We start from the raw sequence: 25,407 nt of genomic DNA on the forward strand, positions 1-25,407 counted from the left end.
ACCAACACCCACCCACAGCCTCATCCGAAAGCACCCAGGTAATCCGAGGCCCCGGCCACCAACACCCACCCACGGCCTCATCCGAAAGCACCCAGGTAATCCGAACACCCGGTCACCAGCAGCGGCCGGGCACGGGGCGCCAAATCCCGCAGGAGGGTGACCTGAGCAGCCTCTACGGCGACGGGTCGGGCCTGTCCACCATCGCTTTCCCGGTCAATCCGGTGGAGAACTCGGGCTCCCTGACCGGGCACATCCTCGCCCAGGGCCGGACGGAGGCATCGAACGAGCAACGTTCCAGCAATACGCGCGTGCTGGTCGCCCTGGCCGCCTCGCTCGCCCTGCTGGTGGCGATCGGTGTGGTGGCCGTCCTCATCGCCAACAGTGCGCTGGACGGGGCGTTCGAGAGCCTGTCGAGCGGGTGAGCCTGCCCACTGTGCAACGGCGGGTGTACGGCGCGGTGGGGAAGCGCCGTACACTGGCGCGGAAACTGACCTGGCGTGCCCCGTAGCGCGCCCATGGGCGATCTTGCGGGTAATCCGGCGGCATTCCGTCGTGGCGGCCATCGCGAAGATGCGCCCCACTCGAAAGGCCATTCTTGACCACGTCGATCGACCCTGGCATGCCCCCGTCCGTCCCCGAACTCGTCGACTTCGCCGCGCTCGGCCTGCCGCAACCCCTGGTCCGGGCGTTGGCCCGGCAGGGAATCACCACTCCGTTCGAGATCCAACGCGCCACCATGCCGGATGCGCTCGCCGGCCGAGATGTCCTCGGCCGCGGCCAGACCGGCTCCGGAAAGACGCTGGCGTTCGGCCTCCCCCTGCTCGCCCGGCTGGCCGCCGGGGAACGGGCCCGCCCTCGGCACCCCCGCGCGCTCGTGCTGGTGCCGACTCGGGAGCTGGCTATGCAGGTCAGCGACGCCCTGTTCCCGCTGGGCCGGGCGATCGGGGTATTCCTGCGGACCGCGGTCGGCGGAGTGCCGTACGACCGGCAGATCAGTGCCCTACGACGTGGCGTCGAGGTGCTGGTGGCCACACCCGGCCGGCTCGCTGACCTCATTGAGCGGGGCATCTGTCGCCTCGATGACATTGAGGTAACCGTGCTGGACGAGGCGGACCAGATGGCCGACATGGGCTTCCTGCCCGAGGTCACCGAGCTTCTGGCGAAGACCCCCGCCGACGCGCAGCGGCTCCTCTTCTCGGCCACCCTGGACCGAGACGTGGACGCGCTGGTGCGGCGCTTCATGACCGACCCGGTCACCCACTCGACGGCGCCACCGACGGCAGCGGTGGCGACGATGGATCATCACCTGCTGCTGATCCCGCCGCACGACAAGTTCTCGGTCGTCGCGTCGATCGCGGCCCGGGAGGGGCGGACGATGGTCTTCGCCCGGACCCAACTCGGCGTGGACCGGCTGGTGGGGCAGCTCGCGGAGGTCGGGGTGCGCGCCGGCGGCCTACACGGCGGCAAGACCCAACGGATGCGCACCCGCACCCTGGCCGAGTTTCGGGAAGGCCGGACGAATGTCCTGGTCGCCACCGACGTCGCCGCCCGCGGTATCCACGTTGACGGCGTCTCGCTGGTGCTACACGTTGACCCGCCGAAGGATCCGAAGGACTACCTACACCGGGCAGGGCGAACCGCACGGGCCGGCGAGACCGGGGCGGTGGCGACCCTGGCGCTACCGAAACAACGTCGCAGCACCCTCGCGATGCTGGAGAAGGCGGGCGTGGCCCCGGCACAGACCCGGGTGCGAGCCGGCGATCCAGCGCTGGCCGAGCTGACCGGAGCACGGGAACCGAGTGGCGTACCCGTTCCGGACGAGCCCGAGCCACGCCGACGGGCGGGCCGACCTGACGGGGCTCGCCGGTTCCCGGACCGGCACCGCCGCGGCGAGTCGGGGCGTTCCGGTGATCGCCGCCATCCGAGCCGACCGGCGGAAGGCCGGTCGGAGCGGCGGTCGGGAGATCGACGTTTCGGCGGACGGCCGGCCGCGGGCACCCACTGAGCAGGCCGTGCCTCCTGGCCCGGCCTGAGGGCGCCCCTCAGGCCGGCCAGGCGCCGGTGGCCAGAAAGCGCTCGATGGTCGCCAGATGTGGGGCGAGATCGAGCCCCTGGGCGGCCACCCAGTCGTCGGCGTAGTAGGTGTCGGCGTAGCGGTCCCCGGCGTCGCAGATCAGGGTGGCCACCGAGCCGGTCTTCCCCTCCGCGAGCAGGCCGGCGATCAGGCCGAAGGCACCCCAGAGGTTGGTGCCGGTCGAGCCACCGACCCGGCGGCCGAGCACCGCGGAGCCGGCCCGCATCGCGGCCAACGAGGCGGCGTCGGGCACCTGCACCATTCGGTCCACCACCGACGGCAGGAAGGAGGCCTCCACCGTCGGTCGCCCAATGCCCTCGATTCGCGAGCCACGGCCGGTGCACACCGACCAGTCGGAGGTCTGCCAGGCCGGATAGAACGCGGAGTTCTCCGGGTCCACCACGCAGAGCTTCGTGGGCAGCCGACGGAAGCGCGTGTACCGGCCGATGGTGGCGCTGGTCCCGCCGGTGCCGGCCCCGACCACGACCCACGCCGGCACCGGGTGCCGCTCCAACGCGAGCTGCGAAAAGATCGACTCGGCGATGTTGTTGTTGCCCCGCCAGTCGGTGGCCCGCTCGGCGTACGTGAACTGGTCCATGAAGTGGCCGCCCGTGTCCTCGGCCAGCCACCGTGCTTCGATGACCACCTTGGCCGGGTCGTCCACCAGGTGGCAGCGCCCCTCCTGGAACTCGATCTTCGCGATCTTCTCCGGCGAGGTGGACGCCGGCATCACCGCGATAAACGGCAGCCCCAGCATCCGGGCGAAGTACGCCTCGGAGACCGCCGTCGATCCCGAGGAGGCCTCCACGATCGTGGTGCCGGGGCCAATCCACCCGTTGCAGAGTCCGTAGAGGAACAGGGAGCGGGCCAGCCGGTGCTTCAGGGAGCCGGTCGGGTGCACCGACTCGTCCTTGAGGTAGAGGTCGATGCCCCACTGCCGGGGCAGGGGGAACGGCAACAGATGGGTGTCGGCGGACCGGTTGGCGTCCGCCTCAACGGCAGCAATCGCCTCGGTCACCCACCCCCGGATCGCCTCGTCACACCGGTCCAGATGAGTCACGCCCAGCAACCTAGCAAGCCGGGCTGGCGCGGCCTGATCCTGGCCCACGCGCAGTGACCGAACTCCACAAGGCGGGTCGACCGGACTCCGAGGGCCGGATCAGCCCCGGACCCGTGCGCCGGATTGACCCTCTCTACCCGGGCCGGCGGAGCGCCAGCCGGGCCAGGCCTCCGGAGCGCCAGCCAGGTCAGGCCGGCGGCGTACCGACGGGCTGAGGGCGGTTCTCCCACTTGGTCGACAGGGCGATCCCGGTACGGGTAGACGCGACACCGGGAGTACGGTTCAACCGTACGATCAGCGCCTCCAACTCCCCGATGGTGCCGACCCTCGCCTTGAGCAGGAACGACTCCACGCCGGCCATGAAGTAGCAGGACTCAATCTCCGGAATGGCGCGGAACGACTCCAGCACGTCGTCGGTGTCCGCGGCGGACTCCTCAATGATCTCGATCAGGGCGGTCACGCCCAGCCCGATGCTCTCCGGCTCGATCTCGGCTCGGTAGGCACGGATAACTCCGCTGGACTCCAGCTTGCCGACCCGCTCATGCACTGCCGGTGCCGAGAGGCCCACCTGGCGGGCAAGCTCGGCGTACGAGAGGCGGGCGTTGCCCCGCAGCAGTTCGATGAGGTTCAGGTCGATCGCGTCCACGGACTGTAGACCCTAGTAGCACTGACCCGCCCTCGGGTGTCGGGTCCCGATGGTCGACCCCGCGCCCTGCCATTGTTGACGAACCAACCGCAACAGGGCACAGCTGCGGGTACCATTGCCTAACCTCCTGATCAGTGCTTTTCTCGCGTTTGGCGGACACGACCGGTCGCCGGTGCTGTAATTGCCATACGTCCCTCATGACGGCTCTGGGCTCGCACCGCCGGGGGCAGTGTGTTCAGCCGGGGGCTTCGTCGATGCGAGGAGGGGGCTGTGGACACTGGAGATCGCCTGCTGACACCGGGTGAGGTTGCCGCGCTGTTTCGGGTTGATCCGAAGACTGTGACCAGGTGGGCGGCGGCTGGCCGGATAGGCAGCATCCGGACTCCGGGCGGGCATCGCCGATTTCGGGAATCCGAAGTTCGGGCCCTGCTCGAGGGCGAGGGGATGTTGGACGAGGCGGAGGAGGCAGAGCGACCGAGCGACACTGGTCCCGCCGCCCCGACCGGCCCCGGACCGGGTCCGGCCAACGCCGGGATGTACTGAGGTGGTGGCCATCGGGTGATCGCCGCCCGCGCCGCGCCGCAACGGCCGGCTCAGGAGCGCCCCGCTCCCAACTCACCCGCCCAGCGGCGAAAGAGCGTATGCGGCACACCCAGGGCGTCCAGCACCTTCCCAGCGACGAAGTCGACCAGCTGGGCGGCGGAGGCCGCCGCTCCCGCCCCGTAGAAACCGGGGCTGGCGGGGAGCACCACCGCGCCAGCGTCGTGCAACGCGATCAGATGCTCCAGGTGGCTCCGGGTCACCGGCGTCTCCCGGGGTACCACGACCACCGGGCGGCGCTCCTTGAGGTTGACCTCGGCGGCGCGTTGCAACAGGTCCTTGGAGAGCCCGATGGAGATCCCGGCACAGGCTGCCGTACTCGCCGGGACGACCGCCATCCCACGCACCCGATAGGAGCCGCTACTCGGCCCGGCGGCGAGATCGCCGGCCGGCCAGTGCCGGAGATCTGCTCCGCTCAGGTCGCACCCCAGCCAGGCGGCGAGATCCTCCGCCCAGTGCCCGTCCCGGAACGACCGCCCGGTCTCGTCCAGGATGGTCAGCCGGGCCGCCCGGGACACGATCAGATCAACGGCCTCGCCCGCGTCGAGCAACCCCCGCAGGACAGCAGCCGCGTACGGCGTGCCGGAGGCCCCGGAGACACCGACCACCCATGGTTCACGCATGGTCCCAGCCTGCCTGGTCGCCCTCGACCACCCACGGGCGCCCCCGGTCCGGGGTCAGGGCCGCAGCCCGAGGCGTACCACCAGGTCAAGCAGGGCGAAGCCGAAGAGTGCTATGCCGACGAAGCCGTTCGCGGTGAAGAAGGCCCGGTTGACCCGGCTCAGGTCGGTCGGGCTCACCACCAGATGTTGGTAGGCGAAGGCCACCGCGGTCAGCGCCAGCCCGATCCACCACAGCCAGCCGAAGCCGACCAGGGCGCCGAACCAGACGAAGAGCACGAAGGTCACCACATGCGCGACGGTGGAGGCGTGCAGCGCGAACCGCAGCCCGTACCGGGCCGGAACGCTGTGCACGCCGATCTCCCGGTCCACCTCGGCGTCCTGACAGGCGTAGATCAGGTCGAACCCGCCGATCCACAGCCCGACCGCCACCCCGAGCAGCCAGGCCGGCCCGGAGCCGGCGAAGGTGCCGGTCACCGCGAGCCACGCACCGACCGGGCCGACCGCCTGCGCCACCGCCAGGACCGCGTGCGGCCAGTTGGTGAACCGCTTCGCGTACGGGTAGCCGACCAGCGGTACGACCGCGAGCGGCGCCAGCACCAGGCAGAGGGGGTTGAGCAGCGCGGCGGCGATCAGGAAGACCGCCAGGGCGATGCCCGCGCCGGCCCACGCCGTACGCAGGCTCACCGCCCCGGTCACCAGTTCCCGGTTGGCGGTGCGCGGATTCAGCGCGTCGATCCGCCGGTCCAGGATCCGGTTGGCGGCCATCGCGAACGTCCGCGCCCCGACCATCGCCACTGTGATCAGTAACAGGTCGAGCCAGCGCACCTGACCGCCGTTGACCTGCATCGCGGTCAGGGCGGAGACGTAGGCGAAGGGCAGCGCGAAGACGGAGTGCTCGATCGCCACGAGGTCGAGAAACGCTCGGAGCCGCCCGCGCGGGTCCGAGCTGGCCGATGCGGCGCGGGCCGAGACGGCGAGATCCCGCGGATCGGAGGAACCGGACATCAGATGCCGTACTCCTTCCAGCGCTTGTCGACCAGCGACACCACCTCGGGGGACATGGTCATCTCCTCGGGCCAGCCCCGGGTGTAGCCCTCGCTGGGCAGCTTGCGGGTGGCGTCGACGCCGGCCTTACCGCCCCAGAACTGCTGGTACGAGGCGTGGTCCAGGTGATCCACCGGCCCCTCGGTGAGCAGCAGGTCCCGGGCGTAGTCCACGTTGCCGAAGGCCCGGAACGCGACCTCGTTGTAGTCGTGCACGTCGCAGTCCTCGTCCACGATCACGATCAGCTTGGTCATCGACATCAGGTGCGCGCCCCAGATCGCACTCATCACCTTCTGCGCGTGCTTCGGGTAGCGCTTCCGGATCGACACGATCGCGCAGTTGTGGAAGACCCCGGCGGCCGGCAGGTCGTAGTCGACGATGTCCGGGATGAGCAGCTTGAGCAGCGGCTGGAAGATCCGCTCGGTGGCCTTGCCCAGGCCGTGGTCCTCCTGCGGCGGCTTCGAGGTGACGATCGAGTGGTAGACCGGGTTGCGCTGCATGGTCATCGTCTCGACGTGCAGGACCGGGAACGGCTCGACCGGGGTGTAGTAGCCGGTGTGGTCCCCGAACGGCCCCTCGGGCAGCCGCTCACCGGGCTCCAGGTAGCCCTCGAGCACCACCTGGGCGTGCGCCGGCACCTGGAGTGGCACGGTCAGGCAGTCGACCATCTCGACCCGTTCCCCCCGCAGGAAGCCCGCGAACAGGTACTCGTCGATGTCGCCGGGAAGCGGGGCGCTCGCGGCGTACGAGATCACCGGGTCGCAGCCGATGGCGATGGCGACCGGCAGCCGCTGGCCGAGCCGCTCCGCGACCGCGTGGTGGGCGGTGGAGTCCTTGTGGATCTGCCAGTGCATGCCCAGCGTGTTCCGGCTGTGCTGCTGCAGCCGGTAGAGGCCGAGGTTGCGCGCGCCGGTCTCAGGATGCTTGGTGTGGGTCAACCCGTAGTTGTGGAAGACCCCACCGTCACCGGGCCACACCTGCAGGCCGGGCAGCCGGTTCAGATCGACGTCGTCGCCCCGGTACACCACCTGCTGGCAGGGGGCCGTCTTCACCTTGCGCGGCGGCACCGACTTGAGCTGCATGACCTTGCCGAGGCCCTCCCGGATACCGCTCCAGCCGACCGGCAGCTCCGGTCGTACCAGCGCACCGATCCGCGCCCCGATCTCGTCCAGCGACTCGACGCCGAGCGCCATCGCCATCCGCTTCTCGGTGCCGAACAGGTTGATCGCCACCGGCATCTCGCCCCGGGTCGGCTGCTCGAACACCAGCGCCGGGCCCCCGGCGCGGACCGTCCGGCTGACGATCTCGCTCAACTCCAGCGACGGATCGACCGGGACCTCCACCCGCCGTAGCTCACCCGCGCGCTCCAGCGCCGCGAGGAAGTCCTTCAGATCGGAGTACGGAAAGCCACGAGCCGCCATACCCGCAAGTCTCCCCCACCGCCCGGCCCACCACCCCAGCCGGGGTACGGCAGCAGGCGTTGATCAAGGGGCGGCTCGGCGTCAGGGTGCCGGCTGCCAGGCGTACTGGGCCACCGGCGGGTCGAGCGACGCGCGGGTGAGCCGGTTGGCGAAGGTGGAGATGGTGTAAGCCCCCACCCCGAGCACCACGTCGAGGGCGTGCCGGGACTGGTAGCCGGCCGCCAGGAAGGCGGAGAGCTCCGCGTCGGGCACCGCGCCCTGACGGTCGAGCACCGCCTGGGCGAAGCACCGGAGCGCCTCCAGCCGGCCGTCGGGTAGCCGGGTACCGGCCCGCAATGCGCTGATCAGCTCGGGCGCGGCGCCACTCTCGGTCAGGATGGCCGTGTGCATGGCGACGCAGAGGTGACACTCGTTGCGGGTGGCGACGGTCAGCACGACCACCTCCCGCTCAACCGCGGTCAACCCACAGCTCTGGTAGCTGCGGTTAACGGTCAGGAACCCGTTGAGCAGCTCCGGGGATTCGGCCATCAGACCAACGGCACCGGGCAGGTGGCCGAGGGCGCGGTGGACACCGGCCATGGTTGCCCGGGCGGCCGCGGGCGCGGTGTCGAGGGTGTGGGGGGTGAAGGCGGGGTGCGACACGTCGGTTCTCCTCGCGTACGATAGTCAACGTGGTTGACCAAACCGTAAACCAGGTTGTCGAACATGACAACGGATGATCCGGAACGGCCCGGCTTCCTGCTCCCCCTGCTGCTTCTGGCCGGATTCCGTACGCTCATCGATGACCTGCACGCCGAGCTGGCTCAACAGGGGCACCCCGACCTACGCCCGATACACGGTTTCGCGCTCCAAGCCGTCGGGCCCAACGGCACCACCGCCTCCCAACTAGGCCAGCAACTGGGTGTCTCCAAGCAGGCAGCCGGCAAGACGGTGGACCGCTTGGTAGCCCTCGGCTATCTCGAACGCGCCGACGACTCCCGCGACGCCAGAAGAAAACTGATCCGGCTGACCCCACACGGAGTCGACGGACTACGCCGATCGGCGATCATCCTCAATGAACTGCGACAGCGTTGGGCCGACAACCTCGGTGCGGAACGGGTGGCAGCCTTGGAGAACGATCTGCGGGCGGTCACGCCGAACAACTGGCTGCGGCTCGACGGGCCGGGCTGGTTCGCCGGCTAGTCGCCGCCAGAACCGAGCCGTCACCGCTTACGAGATCAGTCGAGGCCGCCGTAGGAGTGCAGCCCCTCGAAGAAGAGGTTCACCCCGAAGAGGTTCATCATCACGGTGAGGAAACCCAGTATCGCGAGCCAGCTGGCCACGTTCCGTTTGACGCTCGGGGTGGCCCGGGCGTGCAGGTAGCCGGCGTACACCACCCAGGAGATGAACGCCCAGGTCTCCTTCGGGTCCCAGCCCCACGCACGACCCCACGCCGCCTCGGCCCAGATCGCGCCAGCGATCACCGCGAAGGTGAAGATCGGAAACGAGAACGCGTGCAGCACGAAGGTCAGCCGCTCCAGGGCCGCCGCGGCCGGCATGCGCTTCGCCAACAAGTAGGGGAAGCTGCGCCGGCCCTGCTCGTAGCCGGCCCGCATCAGGAAGGCGCCCGCCGGGACCACGCCGAGCAGGAAGATGCCGGAGCTGAAGACGATCGTGGCGACGTGGATGATGAACCAGTACGAGTTGAGCGCCGGCACCAATGGCACGATCGGGGTGTAGAGCAGCAGCTCGGCGGTGGCCACCAGGAGCACCATCACCAGCGTCAGGAACAGCCCGAGCCGGCGCAGCGTGGGACGCTTCCAGAGCACGACGAACCAACTGGCGACCCCGATGAAGGAGACCGTCAGGACGAACTCGTACATGTTGCCCCAGGGCATCCGGTCGGCCGCGACCCCGCGGGCGATCAGCGCACCGAGGTGTAGCAGGGCGGCCAGCACGGTCACCGCGACCGCGCCCAGACCAGCCATCCGGGCGCGAGCGGCGGTCCGCTGGGCAGCGGTCCGCTGGGCGGCGGTGGCAGCACCGTCGGCCGGCTCCGGCCCGGAACCCGCACCGCCGGCCGCCCCGACCCCGGCGCCGACCAGCTCGCGGGCGGGCGGGCCGACCCGGACGCGGGCGTTGCCCAGCGCGTACTCGACGGCGTGCACAACCATCGCCACCAGGTAGGCCAGGATCGAGAAGGTCACCAGCTGGTCGGAGAGTACGGACATCACTCGGCTCCTACTCGCGCTCCGGCCGGACCATCAGGATCGGCCCGCCGCCCGGCTCCGCTGACCGCCGTCACGAGCCGGGTGAACTCGTCGGCGAAGCCGGGATGGTCAACGCGCGGCAGACCACCGGCATCGACCAAACTACTACCGGGCGTCGAAGATTCACCCGCGGGGTCAGCCGGGCGCACCCGGAAGAAGACCCGCCGGCGGCGGCCGAAGAGCGAGCCCATCAGGCCCAGCAGCAGCGTGCCGGAGCTGACCAGCAGCAGCGTCGAGCCAGGGTCGTACCGCACGGACAGCACGATGTACGGCTCGGTGCCCAGGAACTCCAGCGTGGTGCCGTCGTCCAGGGTCCAGACCTCACCAACCTGGAGGAGCTTGGTGCCGATCTCCTTGACCCGGCCGGCGTCGACCTGCCGCTGATCCAGCTCGTACACCGAGCCGGGGATACCGGCATCCAGGCCCAGATTGCCCCGGTACGCGACGAGATTAAGCATCGGATTGCGCTCGGTCGGGAACTCGGACCGAACGAACGGGCCCTCCTGCGGGGCGGTGGGCAGGTACAGGCCGGTGAAGGCCAGCTGAAGCTCCGGGTCCCGCTCACCGGTCTCCGGGTCCACGTTCGCGTCCGGGAAGGCCGCCAGCCCCTCCCCGGTCAAGCCGATGTCCCCGGTGGTCAGGAAGGGATTCGGGCTGGTCTGACTCCGCCCGAAGCGATCGGTGTAACGAACCACCGGGGCGTACCCGTGGCCGAGCAGGTAGACGTTCGCCCCGTCCAGCCGCAGCGGGGAGTTCACCGAGAACTCCGCCGGGCGGGGGGCGCCGCCGTTCTCGTCCACGGTCACCTTCGCGTTGAAGAACTCCGGCTGGCCGTTGGACTCGAGGAACCTCGCCTCGAAGTCATCCAGCTGCAGGCAGAACCGGGGCAGATCGGCGCTGCCCACCTGGGGGCCGAACGATGTCTCGGCGTACTGCTGCTGCGTGTTACAGAAGGCGTTGTCCGCACCGGCGACCAGGACCCGATTACCACTCCAGCCATACCAGGAGCCGATGGCCACGCCGATGAGCACCACCACCATTGAGGCGTGGAAGAGCAGGTTACCGGTCTCCTTCAGGTAGCCCTTCTCGGCAGATACCTCGTCGCCGCGTACCTCCACCCGCCAGCGGTGCCGACGCAGCACGGCGGCGATCTCCGGCGCGCCACCGGCCGGGGCCGCGAAGACGGTGTGCTGGGGCAACCGGTCCAGCCGCTTCGGTGCCGCCGGGGGCCGGGACCGCAGGGCGCGGACGTGGTCACGCAGCCGGGGCGTGATGCAACCGACCAGCGAGGTGAAGAGCAGCAGATAGATGGCGGAGAACCAGACCGAGCTGAACGCGTCGAAGGCACCGAGCCGGTCCAGCACCGGCGCCAGATCGGGGTACGCGACGAAGTAGTCCCGGACATCCTCGGGGTTGACGCCGCGCTGCGGCAGAACCGACCCGGGAATCGCGGCGATCGCCAGCAGGAAGAGCAGCACCAGCGCCGTACGCATGCTGGTGAGCTGCCGCCACGAGTTGCGCAGCAGCGCCAGTACCGGGTTGGGGCGGCGCCGGGGAGTCTCGGCCGGCGGCGCCGGCCGGTCGTCGGTGACCGTCATCAGATGCTTACCTGGCCCGTCCCGAAGGTGGTCTGCAGCAGGGTGACGAAGCTGGTCCAACCACCGGTGACAAGCGCGAGGCCGATCAGGATCAGCAACCCACCACCGATCCGGGTGACCCACCGGCTGTTGCGACGCACCGTCTGGAAGACCCCGAGCAGGCGGTTGAACCCCAGCCCGAAGACGATAAACGGTATCCCCAGCCCGAGGCAGTACGCCACGGCCAGCACGACCGCCCGGTTGGTCTGCCCCTCGACGAGGGCCATGCCCATCACCGCGCCGAGGGTCGGACCGGTGCAGGGCAGCCAGCTGAGCGCGAAGACCGCGCCGAGCACGGGCGCGCCGAGCAGCCCGGCAGCCGGCAGCCGTTGGATGCGCAGCTCGCGCTGCAGCCCCGGTACCACGCCGAGGTAACCCAGTCCGAGCAGCACCACCACGCCGCCGATGACGATCTCCAGCGTCCGCTCGTAGGCGAAGAAGACCTGGCCGACCGTGGTGACCAGGACCGCGGTGGCGGTGAAGACGGCGGTGAAGCCGGCGATGAACAGCAGCGTGCCGGCGAGCACCCGGCCCTTGACGGCCGCGGTCACGACCCGGGCGGTCCGCTCCCGCACCGCGACCGCCCCGGCGGCGGCACCCGGGTCTCCCCCGGCCACCGGCGGCGCGCCTCGGGAGTCTTTGCCCGCTCCCCGGCCTTCCAGGTCGGCGCCGGCCAAGCCGGTCACGTAGGAGAGGTAGCCGGGCATCAGCGGCAGGACGCACGGCGACAGAAAGCTGACCAGCCCGGCCAGCGCCGCCGTACCGATGGCGAGCAGCAGGGGACCCGACTGCGCGATCTCCCGGAACGTCTCGCCCATCAGTGGTCGCCGGTCGAGGCGGGCGACTCCGCGGCGACCCGCTCGACGATCGGTTGGAGCCCCTCCTGCTTGACGGCGGCCCGGATCACCGCCGCGATCCGTCCGTCCCGGTCCAGCACGACCGTCGCCGGGATGGTGTTCGGCGGGATCTCCAGCTCCAACGCCAGTCGGCTGCCGGGATCGAAGATGCTCGGGTAGGTGACCCGGCCCTCCTCAAAAGCGATCGCCTTGTCCCGGCTGTCCTGCACGTTGATGCCGAGGAAGGTCACCCCCGAGCTCTTGGTGGCCTGGTAGGTGGCTTCCAGGTCATCGGCTTCCGCCCGGCAGGGCGCGCACCACGAGCCCCAGAAATTGACCACCACGACCTGCCCACGATCCTGCGTCACGTCGTAGCTGCCCCCGGCGAGCAACTCGCCGGCGAGCTCGGGCGCGGCGGAACGCTGATCGGGGGCACACTCGATCACGCCGTCGGAGTTGGTGTCGCAGGCCTTCCCCCAGTCCGGGGTGGCACAGGCGCCGAGCACCACCGCGACCATGGTGGCGAGCAGGCTGGCAGACCACCTCCGGACAGTCATCAGGCGCCCTTGGCCGTCCGAGCCGTCGGTGAGATCGCGATCAGGTGGGCGGCTGGCTCGCTGTAGCCGATCCCGACCACCTTCGACCCCTCGAAGTGAAAGGTGGTGAGGCTGGCCAGCCCGCACTGCCGCTTACGCGGGTCGTGCCAGAGGCGCTTACGCTCGACAAACCGACGCAGCGTCCAGATCGGCAGCTGGTGGGAGACGAGCACCGCCTCCCGCCCCTGCGCAGCCTCCCGGGCGGTCTGCAGGGCGGCGAACATTCGCTCCGCGATGGCGCGGTACGCCTCGCCCCAGGAGGGGGTGACCGGGTCCCGCAACACCCACCAGTTGCGCGGGTCGCGGAACGAACCGTCACCCGGCGAGACCTTCTTGCCCTCGAACCAGTTGGCGCTCTCGATCAACCGCTCGTCCACCCCGATCGGGAGCCCGAACTGCGCGGCGATCGGCTCGGCGGTCTGCTGGGCACGCTCCAGCGGACTGGCGACGACGTGCACCACCTCCCGCTCGGCGAGGCCCTGCGCGGCGGCCTTCGCCATCTGCACGCCCAACTCCGACAGGCGGAAGCCCGGCAGCCGCCCGTACAGGATGCCCTCCGGGTTGTGCACCTCACCGTGCCGCAGCACGTGGACCACAGTCTTACTCACCGTCACTACCCCCCGTGACCTGCCGCGGCTGCAGCTGCCGCCGCCGCTGGCAGCGCCGCGGCGATCTGCTCCAGGGCGGCATCGTCGATCGCCGCCGAGACGAACCACGACTCGAAGGCGCTCGGCGGCAGGTAGACGCCGGCCGCCAGCATCGCGTGGAAGAACGCCTTGAACGCGGGCACCTGCTGGGCACTCGCGGAGGCGTAGTCGAAGACGTCGGCGTCGGTGAAGAAGATTGAGAACATGTTGCCGGCGGAGGACAGCCGGTGCGGCACTCCTTCAGCGGCGAGCGCCTCGCTGGCGAGCCGGCCCACGACGGCCGCCGTCTCGTCCAGCCGACGATAGAGGGCGTCGTCGGCGAGCCGCAGCGTGGCGAGCCCGGCGGCGCAGGCGAGCGGGTTACCGGAGAGGGTGCCGGCCTGGTAGACCGGACCGGCCGGAGCCAGCTGGGACATGATCTCCGCTCGCCCGCCGAAGGCAGCGGCGGGCAGGCCGCCCCCCATGACCTTGCCGTAGGTCCAGAGGTCGGCGGCGCAGGGATCGAGGCCATGCCACCCGGCGCGGGAGACCCGGAAGCCGGTCATGACCTCGTCAACGATCAGCAGCGCACCGTTGGCATGGGCGAGAGCGGCGAGTCGCTGGTTGAAGTCGTCGCGGGGCGCGACCACGCCCATGTTACCGGCGGCGGACTCGGTGATCACCGCGGCGATCTGCGGACCCTCGGCGGCGAAAACCGCTTCGACAGCGGCGAGGTCGTTGTACGGCAGCACAATCGTGTCCCCGGCCGCCGCGCCGGTCACGCCCGGCGAATCGGGCAGGCCGAGGGTGGCGACGCCGGAACCGGCGGCGGCGAGCAACGCGTCCGAATGACCGTGGTAGCAGCCCGCGAACTTGATGATCCGGCTACGACCGGTGTAGCCCCGGGCCAGCCGGATCGCCGACATGGTCGCCTCGGTCCCCGAGTTGACCAGCCGTACCTGCTCGACGGGCGCACGGTTGACGATCTCCGCCGCCAGCTCCACCTCACCCGGGGTGGGGGCGCCGAAGCTGGTGCCGAGCGCAGCGGCGGAGCGAAGGGCCTCCACCACCGCGGGGTGGGCGTGCCCGAGGATCATGGGGCCCCACGAGCAGACCAGGTCGACGTAGCGCCGCCCGTCGGCGTCGTAGAGCCACGGCCCCTCCCCCCGGACGATGAAGCGCGGGGTGCCACCGACGGCACGGAACGCGCGGACAGGGGAGTTCACCCCGCCGGGCACGAGGGCGCAGGCGCGGTCGAACAGGGCCTCGGAGGCCGGCGCGGCGGCCGGGTAGCGGCCGGGTCCGGCAGGGAAAACGTCGGTCACGATGCCGCCATTGTGTCAGCGTCGGCCGGCAGACCGGCAGGCACCCCGGGGCTCCGGGTTACCAGTCTCACCCGGGCCGACGGCCGGGGCAGCTCGCCGTCCTGGGGCGGCACCTCAAGGTCGCGCTAGGCTGACCGGGTGGATCGTGCCGAACTGTCCATCACGCTACACCGGTTGGGGGACGAGGTTGTCCTTCGGCTCGCCGGGGAGATCGACATGATGACGGCCGCCCAGCTCTCCACCGTCGTCAACGAGGTGTTGACCGAACCGCCCCCGCGAATCGTGCTGGACCTGGCCGCCGTCACCTTCTGCGACTCGCAGGGCCTGGGCACGCTGGTCGTGCTCAGCCGCAAGACCAGTCACTCCCAGAGCCTGCTGGTCCTCACCAACGTGGCCGAGTTCCTGCGCCGCGTCCTCGCCATCACGGGCCTGCGTAGCGCCCTGATGATTCGCGACGACTGATTCTCAGCCGGGGTTGCCCCAGCGAGCCTGTTCCAGCAGGCCGATCGCGCGCTGCACCGCCGTCGGGTCGGTCTCGGCGCGAAGCAGCGCGGTGGCCTCGTCGATGGCGTCGGTCAGCAGCCGCCGCTGGGTCTCCCGCTCCTGAAGCCGGGCCGACTGAGCGGTGAGCTGCCCGGTCTTCACCCACAGGTCGACGAAGACCGACACCTTGGCCCGCAGCACCCACGGGTCGAACGGCTTGGTGAGGTGGTCCACCGCGCCGGCGGCGTACCCGCGCATGGCCAGCTGGGCGTCCTGGTCCGCGGAGGTGAGGAAGATGATCGGCACATGCCGGGTTCGTTCCCGCCGCTTGATGTGACTCGCCGTCTCGAAGCCGTCCATCTCCGGCATCTGGGCGTCCAGGAGGATCACCGCGAAGTCGTCAACGAGGAGCCGCTTCAGCGCCGCCTCGCCGCTCTCCACGGCCACCGACTGGACCTGAAGCCCCTGCAGGATCGCCTCCAGAGCCGTCAGGTTCTCCCGACGATCATCCACCAGCAGCGCCTTCGCCAGCTGCGTCATCGGCTCTCCTCGCTCCGGCCTCCGCTGACCCAGGACGAGATGAGCTCGATCAACTCGTCCAGATCAACGGGCTTGGTGATGTATCCGCTGCCCCCGGCCGCGAGCGCGGACTCCCGATCACCGGGCATCGCCTTCGCGGTCAGGAAGACGATCGGGAGGTCGGCGAAGCGGTGGTTACGCCGGATCTGCCGGGTCGTCTCGTATCCGTCCTGATCGGGGATCATGGCATCCATCAGCACGATGTCCGCCTCCGGATGCTCGGCCAGCAGCCGTACGCCGTCGGCCCCGTTATCCGCGTACAGCACGGTCATCCCGTGCAGCTCCAGGGCGCTGGTCAGGGCGAACACGGTACGCACGTCGTCGTCCACGATCAGTACGGTGGCGCCGGCCAGCTGGCGGGTCGCCGTCGCCTCAACGGTGGTGGGCAGCAGCTCCACGGCGGGCATCAGTAACGACGACGGGAGACCGGCTCGGGCGGGTGAGGGCGGCGCCGGCGCCACGACCGCGTCCGGGGCCAGGACGTCGGGGAGGAAGAGGGTGAAGGTCGAACCCTGCCCGGGCACCGACGAGACACCGATCGCGCCACCCAGCAGCCGGGCCAGGTCCCGGCTAATCGACAGCCCCAGGCCGGTCCCCCCGTACCGGCGACTGGTTGTCCCGTCGGCCTGCTGGAACGCCTCAAAGATGATCGACAGCTTGTCGTCGGAGATGCCGATCCCGGTGTCCGTGACGGTGAAGGCGACCACCTGCCGCGCGTTGGTCAACGCCGGCACGTCGAAGACAGCCGACTCCGGCGCGGGGGCGATACCCAACCGCACCGCTCCGGCGTCGGTGAACTTCACCGCGTTGGAGAGTAGGTTCCGCAGGATCTGCTGCAGCAGCTGTACGTCGGTGACGATCTCCTTCGGCAACTCCGGACTGACCTGGACCTCGAAGTTGAGGCCCTTCTCCTCCGCCTGCGGGACGAACGCCTGCTCGACATAGCCGCGGACCTCGGTGAACTGAATCTCGGTCGGTTCGACATCCGTCCGACCAGCTTCGATCTTGGACAGGTCCAGAATGTCGTCGATCAGCGAGAGCAGTTCGGTGCCGGCGTTGTGGATCGTTCGGGCGAACTCGATCTGCTTCGGACTGAGGTTCTGCTCCGGGTTCTGGACCAGCAGCCGGGCCAGCAGCAACAACGAGTTCAGCGGCGTACGCAGCTCATGGCTCATGTTGGCCAGGAACTCCGACTTGTACGCCGAGGCGCGGGTGAGCTGCTGCGCCGTCTCCTCCAAGCCCAGCCGGGCCAGCTCGACCTCCCGGTTCTTGGTCTCGATGTTGCCCTTCTGCTCGGAGAGGAGCTTCGCCTTCTCCTCCAGTTCCGCATTCGTCCGCTGGAGTTCGGCCGACTGCTCCTGCAGCTCGTGGGCCAGCCGCTGCGACTGGGCGAGCAGCTCCTCGGTACGCCGGTTCGCCTGGATGGTGTTGACCGCGACGCCGATGGTGAGGACGAGCCGTTCCAGGAAGGAGAGGTACAGGTCGGAGAGGGGTGTCACGCTGGCAAACTCGATCACGCCGAGTAGCTCGCCCTCGAAGATGACCGGTAGCACCACCAGATCAGCCGGTGGAGTGTCCGCGAGGCCGGAGCGGAGCCGGAGCCGGTTGTCCGCCGACCCGGTAACCCGGATCGTGCGCCGGGAGAGCGCCACCTGGCCGACCAGGCCCTCACCGGGGCCGAACGTCACGTCTTGTCCCCGAGCCACATAGCCGTACGAGGCCGTGAGCCGCAGCCGGAGGTTCCCCTCGACGTCATCCACCAGGAAGAACGCGCCGAGCTGCGCGTCCACCAGCGGAGTCACCTCCATCATGATCATGCGGCAGACCTCGCCGAGGTCCCGCTGCCCCTGCAGCAACCCACCGATCCGGGCCAGGTTGGAGTCCAGCCAGCCCTGCTCGGAGTTCACCGTGGTCGTCTCCCGGAGCGTCCCGATCATCTGGTTGATGTTGTCGGTGAGCTCGGCGACCTCCCCCTGCGCCTCGACCGCGATCTGCTGGGTCAGGTCGCCGCGGGTCACCGACGTGGAAACCTCGGCGATGGCGCGCAGCTGAATGGTCAGGGTGGAGGCGAGCTGGTTGACGTTCTCGGTGAGGTCCCGCCACGTCCCGGCGACGCCCTTCACCTGGGCCTGACCACCCAGCTTCCCCTCGGTACCCACCTCCCGGGCAACCCGGGTCACCTCGTCGGCGAACGACGACAACTGATCCACCATCGTATTGACAGTGTTCTTCAGCTCCAGAATCTCGCCCTGCGCGTCAACCGTGATCTTCTGCCCCAGATCACCCCGGGCGACCGCCGTCGTGACCGAGGCGATGTTGCGCACCTGCGACGTCAGGTTCGACGCCATCGAGTTCACGTTGTCCGTCAGGTCCCGCCACGTCCCGGAGACCCCCTTCACCTGGGCCTGACCACCCAGCTTCCCCTCAGTACCCACCTCCCGGGCAACCCGGGTCACCTCGTCGGCGAACGACGACAACTGATCCACCATCGTATTGACAGTGTTCTTCAGCTCCAGAATCTCGCCCTGCGCGTCAACCGTGATCTTCTGCCCCAGATCACCCCGGGCGACCGCCGTCGACACCTGCGAGATGTTGCGGACCTGGCTGGTCAGGTTGCCGGCGAGCTGGTTGACGTTCTCGGTGAGGTCCCGCCACGTCCCGGCGACGCCCTTCACCTGGGCCTGACCACCCAGCTTCCCCTCAGTACCCACCTCCCGGGCAACCCGGGTCACCTCGTCGGCGAACGACGACAACTGATCCACCATCGTATTGACAGTGTTCTTCAGCTCCAGAATCTCGCCCTGCGCGTCAACCGTGATCTTCTGCCCCAGATCACCCGTCGCCACCGCCGTCGACACCTGCGAGATGTTGCGGACCTGTGCGGTCAGGTTCGCTCCCATGGTGTTCACCGAGTCAACGAGGTCCTTCCAGGTGCCGGCGGCGCCCCGGACATCAGCCTGACCACCCAACTTCCCCTCGACGCCCACCTCCCGCGCCACCCGGGTCACCTCGTCGGCGACGGACGACAACTGGTCCACCACGGTGTTCACCGTGCGTCCGATCCGCAGGTACTCCCCACGCAGCGGTCGGTCATCCAGCTCCAGCGCCACGTGCTGGGAGAGATCGCCCTCGGCGACCGCCACGATGACCCGGGCGAGCTCGATGGTCGGGCGTCCAAGGTCCTCAATGAGCGAGTTGACCGCCTGCGGCCCCTCCGCCCAGGAACCATCCAGGTCCTCGTCGTCCAGGCGCTCGGCGAGCCGCCCGTCCCGGCCCACGATCCGGCTGATCCGGCGCAGGTCGTGGCACTGCCGTTCCTGGAGCGACACCACCTCGTTGAAGGCGTCCGCCAACTCGCCCGCCCGGCCCGACCGGTGCGGCAGCCGAACCTTGAGATCGCCCTGGCGAACGCGCCGCAGCGCCTCGGTCAGCTCGATGAGGACCGCATCGGGTTCCGGCGCGGACAGCTCCACCGCCGGCTGTTTCGCCGTGGTCATCATTCCTCGCTCACGTCGGGGGCCGCGTTCACTCTGGTGCCGCTGGCGCCTGCCGCCGGCAGGCCGGACATCCCACTATTGTGCCCACCACCGCTACCCGCCAGACCGACGCGACGTGAGCTGGCCCGGCTCGGAGCCGACCGGCACCGGCTCGCCGCTGGGTCCGGTTGGCGCCCACCCCGGCAGCGGTGGAGGATACGGGGGTGTCAGCGGAGAGGGGGCCCGCGCCGACCGGAGGCCGGGACGAACACGTCCGGCGAGTCCGGCTCCCCGCCGACCCCCGGACCCCCGCCGCAGCGCGGGCCCTCGTCCGGTCCCTGCTCGCCGAGGCGGATCTGGCGGAGCTGACCAACGAGGCGCTCCTGCTCACCACCGAACTCTCCACCAACGCGGTGGAGCATGCCCGCACCGACCTGGACCTCGAGGTGGTCGCCGACCGAAGAGGTCTCACCGTCACCGTCTCCGACTTCGCCCGCGGCCCGGTCGAGGAGCTGACCATCGGCGTTCGCAACGAGGGCAGCGACATCGCCGACATCGCCGAACGGGGCCGGGGCCTGCTCCTGGTTGACCACTTCGCCAGCCGCTGGGGCACCACGTACCTGCCCGCCGGTAAGGGTGTCTGGTTCCGGCTCGACCGGCCCGACTCTCTCGATCGCCCCGGCCGGTCACCGGTCAACGGCGCGCCGGCCGCGGCGGTGACCGGCGACCAAGCCGCCAGCGAGGGCAGCTTCACGCCGAGCGCCGCGGCGATGAGCGAGCTGATGCAGACCGCGCCCGACCCGTACGCGGAGAACTCCCTGCCAGACTTCGCGACCAGCCTGTTGACCCGGGTGGCCGAGATGGTCGGCGCGGCCGGCGGCCAGGTCCGGCTGGACCGGGGCGACGGGCAGGGCCCGCAGCTACTGGCCCGCTACGGCCGGCAGCTGCGGATCGACCATGACCTGGTACGGGTGCCGCTGACCGTGCACCGGCCGTACGTCGGCGAGTTGGAGCTGGACGCGGCGCCATCCGCGTACGCCCAACCGCTGGCGGTGTTGATGGCCGAGCGGCTCTCGCTGCACCTGGAGAACGACCGGCTGCGCCGGGCCGACCTGCGCCGGCAGGCCTGGCTGACCTTCCTCGCCGAGGCGAGCGAGCTGCTCGCCCAGTCCCTCGATGTCGAGCTGACCATGGCGCTCATCCCGCAGCTCGTGGTGCCCCGCCTGGGGCAGTGGTGCGCGGTGCACACCAGCGACGAGTGGGGGCGGCTGCGCCTGGCGGCGGCCAGCCACGCGGACGAGTCGATGCTGCCCCAGCTACACGCCGTACTGGCGGAGACCGGGCCGGATTCGGTCCAGTCCCGACTGCGGGAGGCCTCCCGCAACGGCACCCAGCTCCCGCTCGGCGCGCCGACCGAGGGCTTCGCCGTCCCGCTGATCGCCCGGGGCCAGCGGCTCGGCACCCTCGCTGTTGGCCGGCACCAGCGGCACCGGCACGACCCGGACGAGGTCGCCGTACTCGAGGATGTGGCTCGGCGCGCGGCGCTGGCGATCGAGAACGCGCGCATCCACGCCGAGCGCCGTCGGGTCGCCCAGGCGCTCCAGCAGTCGCTGCTGCCGCCCGCGCTGCCGGTGGTGGAGGGGATCGGCTTCGCCGCGGAGTACGTCCCGACCGGGGACGACGCGGACGTCGGCGGCGACTTCTACGACGTGCTGCCGCTGCCGGACGGGCAGTGGCTGGTGGTGATCGGTGACGTCTCCGGTAAGGGGGTACAGGCGGCCACCCTCACCGGCCTGGTCCGGAATGTCATCCGGACCCTGATCGGGGACGGCAAGCCACTGTCGGAGACGCTGATCCGGCTCAACGAGACGCTGGTCGAGCGGGGCGGCGGGCGCTACTGCACCCTGGCCCTGGCCGCGGTCGGACCGGGTGCGGGTGACCCGCTGGAGGCGGGTAACCAACTGGAGGTCAGCCTGCACCTCGCCGGGCACGACCGGCCGGTGCTGCTGACGGCCGCCGGTACGGCCCGGTTCGTCGGCACCGGTGGCACCGCGCTCGGGCTACTCGACTCGATCTCCTCGCCGGCCACCGAGCTCACCCTGGACCCCGGCGAGGCACTGATCTTCTACACCGACGGGGTCACCGAGCGGCGGCGCGGGCGGGAACTCTTCGGGGTGGACCGGCTCCGGGAGGCGGCGGCGCCGCTCGCCGGCTACTCGGCGGATGTGGTGGCGGCGCGGCTGCGCTCGACCGCGCTCGGCTTCTCCACCGAGACACCCCGAGACGACATCGCGATCCTGGTCCTGCGCAACGACGGCGGCTAGCCGCGACCGCGCGAGCAGGCGCGTGGCCGAGCGGCCCGGCCGGTAACGTAACGCCGTGACCACCGAGACTCCAGCGCCCGTCGCCAAGCGGATGCCGACCGAGCGAACCCACCACGGCGATACCGTCATCGACGAGTACGCCTGGCTCGCCGGCAAGGACGATCCCGCCACGATCGCCTACCTCACCACCGAGAACGCCTACACCGAGGCCCGGACGGCACACCTCGCGGACCTGCGCGAGCAGCTGTTCGAGGAGATCCGCCGGCGGACCCAGGAGACCGACCTGTCGGTGCCCACCCGCAAGGGCGGCCACTGGTACTACACCCGCACGGTCGAGGGGCAACAGTACGGGGTGCACTGCCGCCGGGTCGTCCGCCCCGGCGAAACCGACCCGCCCGTCAGCCGCGACGGCGCCCCCCTGGCCGACGAGGAGGTGCTGCTCGACGGCAACCTGCTCGCCGCGGGGCACGACTTCTTCGCGCTCGGGGCCTTCGACGTGAGCCCGGACGGGCGTTGGCTGGCGTACTCGACCGACTTCTCCGGCGACGAGCGGTACACGCTCCGGGTCAAGGACCTCAGCACCGGGGAACTGCTACCCGACGAGGTGCCCGGCACGTTCTACGGTACGGCCTGGTCCGCCGACGCCTCGGTGCTCTTCTATGTCACCGTTGACGACGCGTGGCGGCCAAACCGGGTCTGGCGGCACACGCTGGGTACCCCGGCCAGCGAGGACGTGGTGGTCCACCAGGAGGACGACGAGCGGTTCTGGGTCGGGGTCGAGCTGACCCGCTCCGAGAAGTTCCTCCTCATCGACATTCACAGCAAGGTGACCAGCGAGATCCTGGTCATCCCCGCCGGCAACCCGACCGGCGTCCCGGCCCCGGTCGCCCCCCGCCGCCAGGGCGTGGAGTACACGGTCGAGCACCACGGTCACCGGTTCCTGATCCTGCACAACGACGGCGCCGAGGACTTCGCCCTCGCGTACACCTCGGCTGATGCCCCCGGCGACTGGGTGCCGCTCATCGAACACTCCCCCGGCACCCGCCTGGAGGCGGTCGACGCGTTCGAGAACCACCTGGTGGTCACGTTGCGCGCCAACGGGCTGACCGGGCTGCGGGTGCTACCGATCGGGGGCGGCGACCCGCACGACATCGACTTCCCCGAACCGCTGTACAGCGTCGGCCTGGACAGCAACCCGGAGTACCGCACCGGTCAGCTCCGGCTCCGCTACACCTCGCTGGTCACCCCAGACTCGGTGTACGACTACGACCTGGTCAGCCGCCGGATGACGCAGCGCCGGCAGCGTCCGGTGCTGCCCGGGCCGGACGGCCGCCCGTACGACCCGGCCGGCTACGAGCAGCACCGGGACTGGGCGATCGCCGACGACGGCACCCGGGTGCCGATCTCGTTGATCTGCCGGGCCGGTACCCCGCGCGACGGCTCCGCGCCGTGCGTCATCTACGGCTACGGCTCCTACGAGGCGAGCATGGACCCCTGGTTCTCGGTCGCCCGGCTCTCCCTGCTGGACCGGGGCGTCGTCTTCGCCGTGGCGCACATCCGCGGCGGCGGCGAGCTCGGCCGGCGCTGGTACGACCAGGGCAAGCTGCTGGCCAAGAAGAACACCTTCACCGACTTCGTGGCCTCTGCGCGGCATCTGGTCAAGGCGGGCTGGACCGCGACCGACCGGCTGGTTGCCCGGGGCGCCTCCGCCGGCGGGCTGCTGATGGGCGCGGTAACCAACCTCGCCCCGGACGCGTTCACCGGAATCGTGGCGCAGGTTCCCTTCGTTGACGCGCTGAACTCGATCCTCGACCCGTCGCTGCCGTTGACCGTCACCGAGTGGGAGGAGTGGGGCAACCCGCTGGACGACCCCGAGGTGTACGCGTACATGAAGTCGTACACGCCGTACGAGAACGTGCGGGCCGTGGACTATCCCGCGATCCTCGCGGTGACCAGCCTCAACGACACCCGGGTGCTCTACCACGAGCCGGCGAAGTGGATCGCGCGACTGCGGGCCACCGCGCCGCGCGGCGACTACCTGCTCAAGACCGAGATGGGTGCCGGGCACGGCGGGCCGAGCGGTCGGTACGACGCCTGGCGGGAGGAGGCCTTCATCAACGCCTGGCTGCTCGACCAGCTCGGCCGCGCCGGGAGCTAGTCGGCGAGCGCCCCGGCCAACACGGCTGGCTCCACGTTGCCGCCGGTCACCACGGCAGCCGTACGCCCGGCGGGTAGCTCGGCGCGGCGGAACAACCGGGCGGCGACCGCCACCGCGGCGCTCGGCTCCACCACGAGCCGGGCGTCGCGGACCAGCCGGCCCAGCGCCGCCCGAATCTCGTCCTCGGTGACGGTCACGATCCCGTCCAGCCGCTCCAGCAGGTGCGCGAGGGTCAGCTCGGACGGCGGCAGGCGCAGCCCGTCGGCACAGGTCCGGTAGGTGCGCTCCTCGCCCCACGACACCACCGACCCGGCCGCCAGCGAGTCCCGGGTGTCGGCGGCCAACTCCGGCTCCACGCCGATGACCGCCGCCGCCGGCCGCAGCGCCCGGACCGCGGTCGCGACGCCGGACGACAACCCGCCCCCGCCGACCGGCACCAGCACCACATCGACATCGGGCAGATCCGCCACGATCTCCAAACCGATCGTGCCCTGGCCAGCGATGATCCGCCGGTCGTCGAAGGGCGGCACCAGCACCGCGCCGGTCTCCGTCGCGATCTGCTGCGCCGCGGCTCCACGGCGCGGCGGTGGCACGGTCACCACCTCGACGCCGTACGCCCGGATCCGGTCGACCTTGGCCGCCGGCGCCCCCTCGGGTACGACGACCCGGCACGGCACACCGGCGGCGGTCGCCGCGTGCGCCAACGCCAGGCCGTGGTTGCCCGAGGAGTGGGTGACCACGCCGGCCGACCGCTGCTCCGCGGTGAGCCGGGCCACCGTGTGGGTCGCGCCCCGCAGCTTGAAGGAGCCGACCGGCTGCAGGCTCTCCGCCTTGAGCCACAGCTCCGCATCCCACGGGGCCCGCATCAGCGGGGTACGCAGGACCTGGCCGGTGATATCGGCGGACGCACTCCGGATGTCGTCAACAGTCACAAGCTTCATCACCTGATCCTGCCCGGTGGTGATCCCGCCTAGACTTCCGGGGCGTGAGCAGCGAGCGTCCGGTCGCCAGCGGCGACGATGATCCGCCGATGGGCGACCGGCCCCGGCCCGGCCTTCGCGTGATGGCCCGGGACCGACGGGTCTGGGTAATTCTCGGTGTGGTCGCCGCCGTGCTGGGCTGCTGTTGCGCGTCCGCCGCCGGCACCCTGTTCGCCCTCGCCTCCGGCCTCTTCGCCACCGGGTGAGCAGGAGTCGACGAGGGCCGGTAATCAACCTCCTGATCTGCGTTACACCCCCTGGTGCAATACCGTTTTTCTGGTAGCAGGAGGTCCGGCGGATGTCGTTGACGGTGCACACCCAACAGCGCGGCGAGGTCGCCGTCATATCGGTCGTCGGCGAGCTGGATCTGGCCACCGCGCCACGGTTACAGGAGCACATCACCGACCTGTTGGACCGGGGCCGCAGCCGGCTGGTCTTCGACCTGACGCAGGTCTCGTTCTGCGACTCGACCGGGCTGGCCACCTTCATCCACGCGAAGAACAGCTGCGACGAGGCGGGCGGATTCGTACGGCTGGCCGCCCCGCGGCGCGATGTGCTGCGCATCCTCGAGGTCTGCGGGCTCGTCGAGGTGCTGCGGACGTACCCGACGGTCGAGCGGGCCGTCAACCCCACCGCGGCGTCATCGTGACGCCCCCGCGGCACCGACTCG

23 protein-coding genes and 1 pseudogene are annotated in these 25,407 nt (G+C 70.4%); 9 read left to right on the forward strand and 15 right to left on the reverse strand.

The window, feature by feature from the left end; all coding sequences use genetic code 11:
* Positions 1-422, forward strand: a pseudogene (locus tag SALPAC4_RS28265) (hypothetical protein); the annotation flags it as partial.
* Positions 423-619: 197 nt separating this feature from the next.
* Positions 620-2,005 (forward strand): DEAD/DEAH box helicase, encoded by a 1,386-nt coding sequence (locus tag SALPAC4_RS0106475; protein WP_019869624.1) that lies wholly within the window; start codon positions 620-622, stop codon positions 2,003-2,005.
* A 37-nt stretch (positions 2,006-2,042) separates the two neighbouring features.
* Here SALPAC4_RS0106475 and SALPAC4_RS0106480 read toward each other — a convergent pair whose 3' ends face one another.
* Positions 2,043-3,143 (reverse strand): L-cysteine desulfhydrase Cds1, encoded by a 1,101-nt coding sequence (locus tag SALPAC4_RS0106480; RefSeq protein WP_018741137.1) that lies wholly within the window; start codon positions 3,141-3,143, stop codon positions 2,043-2,045.
* A gap of 178 nt (positions 3,144-3,321) precedes the next feature.
* Complete coding sequence (locus tag SALPAC4_RS0106485) at positions 3,322-3,780, reverse strand: Lrp/AsnC family transcriptional regulator (RefSeq protein WP_018217205.1); 459 nt, start codon at positions 3,778-3,780, stop codon at positions 3,322-3,324.
* A gap of 270 nt (positions 3,781-4,050) precedes the next feature.
* Here SALPAC4_RS0106485 and SALPAC4_RS0106490 point away from each other — a divergent pair, with 270 nt between their 5' ends.
* On the forward strand, positions 4,051-4,323 hold the full coding sequence (locus SALPAC4_RS0106490; protein ID WP_019869625.1) for a BldC family transcriptional regulator: 273 nt from the start codon (positions 4,051-4,053) through the stop codon (positions 4,321-4,323).
* 50 nt (positions 4,324-4,373) lie between these two features.
* On the opposite strand, the gene SALPAC4_RS0106495 is transcribed toward SALPAC4_RS0106490, so the two are convergent.
* The 4 genes from SALPAC4_RS0106495 to SALPAC4_RS0106510 all read right to left on the reverse strand — a co-directional run bounded on the left by SALPAC4_RS0106495 (position 4,374) and on the right by SALPAC4_RS0106510 (position 8,110).
* Positions 4,374-5,003, reverse strand: a complete 630-nt coding sequence (locus SALPAC4_RS0106495; protein WP_018734939.1) for a UbiX family flavin prenyltransferase — start codon at positions 5,001-5,003, stop codon at positions 4,374-4,376.
* Between the two features lie 54 nt (positions 5,004-5,057).
* Positions 5,058-6,008 (reverse strand): menaquinone biosynthesis prenyltransferase MqnP, encoded by a 951-nt coding sequence (mqnP, locus tag SALPAC4_RS0106500; RefSeq protein WP_019869626.1) that lies wholly within the window; start codon positions 6,006-6,008, stop codon positions 5,058-5,060.
* The gene (locus SALPAC4_RS0106505) at positions 6,008-7,468 is read right to left on the reverse strand and encodes a menaquinone biosynthesis decarboxylase (RefSeq protein ID WP_019869627.1); all 1,461 of its coding nucleotides are present in this window, start codon (positions 7,466-7,468) and stop codon (positions 6,008-6,010) included. Before SALPAC4_RS0106505 ends, mqnP begins: the two co-directional genes overlap by 1 nt.
* An 81-nt stretch (positions 7,469-7,549) precedes the next feature.
* Positions 7,550-8,110 carry a carboxymuconolactone decarboxylase family protein gene (locus SALPAC4_RS0106510; RefSeq protein WP_019869628.1) on the reverse strand — a complete coding sequence of 187 codons (561 nt, stop codon included), beginning with the start codon at positions 8,108-8,110 and terminating at the stop codon, positions 7,550-7,552.
* Positions 8,111-8,173: 63 nt separating this feature from the next.
* Between SALPAC4_RS0106510 and SALPAC4_RS0106515 the strand changes: the two genes are divergently transcribed.
* Positions 8,174-8,650 (forward strand): MarR family winged helix-turn-helix transcriptional regulator, encoded by a 477-nt coding sequence (locus SALPAC4_RS0106515; protein ID WP_019869629.1) that lies wholly within the window; start codon positions 8,174-8,176, stop codon positions 8,648-8,650.
* Positions 8,651-8,685: 35 nt separating this feature from the next.
* On the opposite strand, the gene ccsB is transcribed toward SALPAC4_RS0106515, so the two are convergent.
* The 6 genes from ccsB to hemL are packed head-to-tail and all read right to left on the reverse strand — an operon-like array spanning position 8,686 to position 14,737.
* On the reverse strand, positions 8,686-9,678 hold the full coding sequence (gene ccsB / locus SALPAC4_RS0106520) for a c-type cytochrome biogenesis protein CcsB (RefSeq protein ID WP_019869630.1): 993 nt from the start codon (positions 9,676-9,678) through the stop codon (positions 8,686-8,688).
* Complete coding sequence (gene resB / locus SALPAC4_RS0106525) at positions 9,678-11,315, reverse strand: cytochrome c biogenesis protein ResB (protein ID WP_019869631.1); 1,638 nt, start codon at positions 11,313-11,315, stop codon at positions 9,678-9,680. Before resB ends, ccsB begins: the two co-directional genes overlap by 1 nt.
* The gene (locus tag SALPAC4_RS0106530) at positions 11,315-12,172 is read right to left on the reverse strand and encodes a cytochrome c biogenesis CcdA family protein (protein WP_018731197.1); all 858 of its coding nucleotides are present in this window, start codon (positions 12,170-12,172) and stop codon (positions 11,315-11,317) included. Before SALPAC4_RS0106530 ends, resB begins: the two co-directional genes overlap by 1 nt.
* Positions 12,172-12,747: a TlpA family protein disulfide reductase gene (locus SALPAC4_RS0106535; RefSeq protein ID WP_019869632.1), complete on the reverse strand. Its 576-nt coding sequence runs from the start codon at positions 12,745-12,747 to the stop codon at positions 12,172-12,174. Before SALPAC4_RS0106535 ends, SALPAC4_RS0106530 begins: the two co-directional genes overlap by 1 nt.
* Positions 12,747-13,400, reverse strand: a complete 654-nt coding sequence (locus SALPAC4_RS0106540) for a histidine phosphatase family protein (RefSeq protein ID WP_019869633.1) — start codon at positions 13,398-13,400, stop codon at positions 12,747-12,749. Before SALPAC4_RS0106540 ends, SALPAC4_RS0106535 begins: the two co-directional genes overlap by 1 nt.
* Complete coding sequence (gene hemL, locus SALPAC4_RS0106545) at positions 13,400-14,737, reverse strand: glutamate-1-semialdehyde 2,1-aminomutase (protein ID WP_018731194.1); 1,338 nt, start codon at positions 14,735-14,737, stop codon at positions 13,400-13,402. The genes SALPAC4_RS0106540 and hemL overlap by 1 nt, the downstream gene beginning before the upstream one ends.
* A gap of 138 nt (positions 14,738-14,875) precedes the next feature.
* Between hemL and SALPAC4_RS0106550 the strand changes: the two genes are divergently transcribed.
* Complete coding sequence (locus SALPAC4_RS0106550; RefSeq protein WP_018738185.1) at positions 14,876-15,199, forward strand: STAS domain-containing protein; 324 nt, start codon at positions 14,876-14,878, stop codon at positions 15,197-15,199.
* Between the two features lie 3 nt (positions 15,200-15,202).
* Here SALPAC4_RS0106550 and SALPAC4_RS0106555 read toward each other — a convergent pair whose 3' ends face one another.
* Both SALPAC4_RS0106555 and SALPAC4_RS0106560 read right to left on the reverse strand, forming a co-directional pair.
* Entirely contained in the window at positions 15,203-15,760 is a 558-nt protein-coding gene (locus SALPAC4_RS0106555) for a response regulator (RefSeq protein ID WP_019869634.1), read from the reverse strand.
* Positions 15,757-19,299 (reverse strand): HAMP domain-containing protein, encoded by a 3,543-nt coding sequence (locus SALPAC4_RS0106560; RefSeq protein ID WP_020113466.1) that lies wholly within the window; start codon positions 19,297-19,299, stop codon positions 15,757-15,759. Before SALPAC4_RS0106560 ends, SALPAC4_RS0106555 begins: the two co-directional genes overlap by 4 nt.
* A gap of 200 nt (positions 19,300-19,499) precedes the next feature.
* On the opposite strand from SALPAC4_RS0106560, the gene SALPAC4_RS0106565 reads away from it, so the two are divergent.
* On the forward strand, positions 19,500-21,599 hold the full coding sequence (locus SALPAC4_RS0106565; RefSeq protein WP_019869636.1) for a SpoIIE family protein phosphatase: 2,100 nt from the start codon (positions 19,500-19,502) through the stop codon (positions 21,597-21,599).
* Between the two features lie 55 nt (positions 21,600-21,654).
* On the forward strand, positions 21,655-23,757 hold the full coding sequence (locus SALPAC4_RS0106570) for a S9 family peptidase (RefSeq protein ID WP_019869637.1): 2,103 nt from the start codon (positions 21,655-21,657) through the stop codon (positions 23,755-23,757).
* Here SALPAC4_RS0106570 and SALPAC4_RS0106575 read toward each other — a convergent pair.
* A complete protein-coding gene (locus SALPAC4_RS0106575; RefSeq protein ID WP_019869638.1) occupies positions 23,754-24,698 on the reverse strand; it encodes a threonine ammonia-lyase in 945 nt (314 codons plus the stop codon). The genes SALPAC4_RS0106570 and SALPAC4_RS0106575 overlap by 4 nt on opposite strands.
* A 44-nt stretch (positions 24,699-24,742) precedes the next feature.
* Between SALPAC4_RS0106575 and SALPAC4_RS0106580 the strand changes: the two genes are divergently transcribed.
* Together SALPAC4_RS0106580 and SALPAC4_RS0106585 are read left to right on the forward strand one after the other, a co-directional pair.
* Positions 24,743-24,943: a hypothetical protein gene (locus tag SALPAC4_RS0106580; RefSeq protein WP_019869639.1), complete on the forward strand. Its 201-nt coding sequence runs from the start codon at positions 24,743-24,745 to the stop codon at positions 24,941-24,943.
* Between the two features lie 92 nt (positions 24,944-25,035).
* The gene (locus tag SALPAC4_RS0106585; protein ID WP_019869640.1) at positions 25,036-25,386 is read left to right on the forward strand and encodes an STAS domain-containing protein; all 351 of its coding nucleotides are present in this window, start codon (positions 25,036-25,038) and stop codon (positions 25,384-25,386) included.
* Positions 25,387-25,407 lie beyond the last annotated feature (21 nt).

The organism is Salinispora oceanensis (assembly GCF_000383575.1).
GTDB lineage: Bacteria > Actinomycetota > Actinomycetes > Mycobacteriales > Micromonosporaceae > Micromonospora > Micromonospora oceanensis.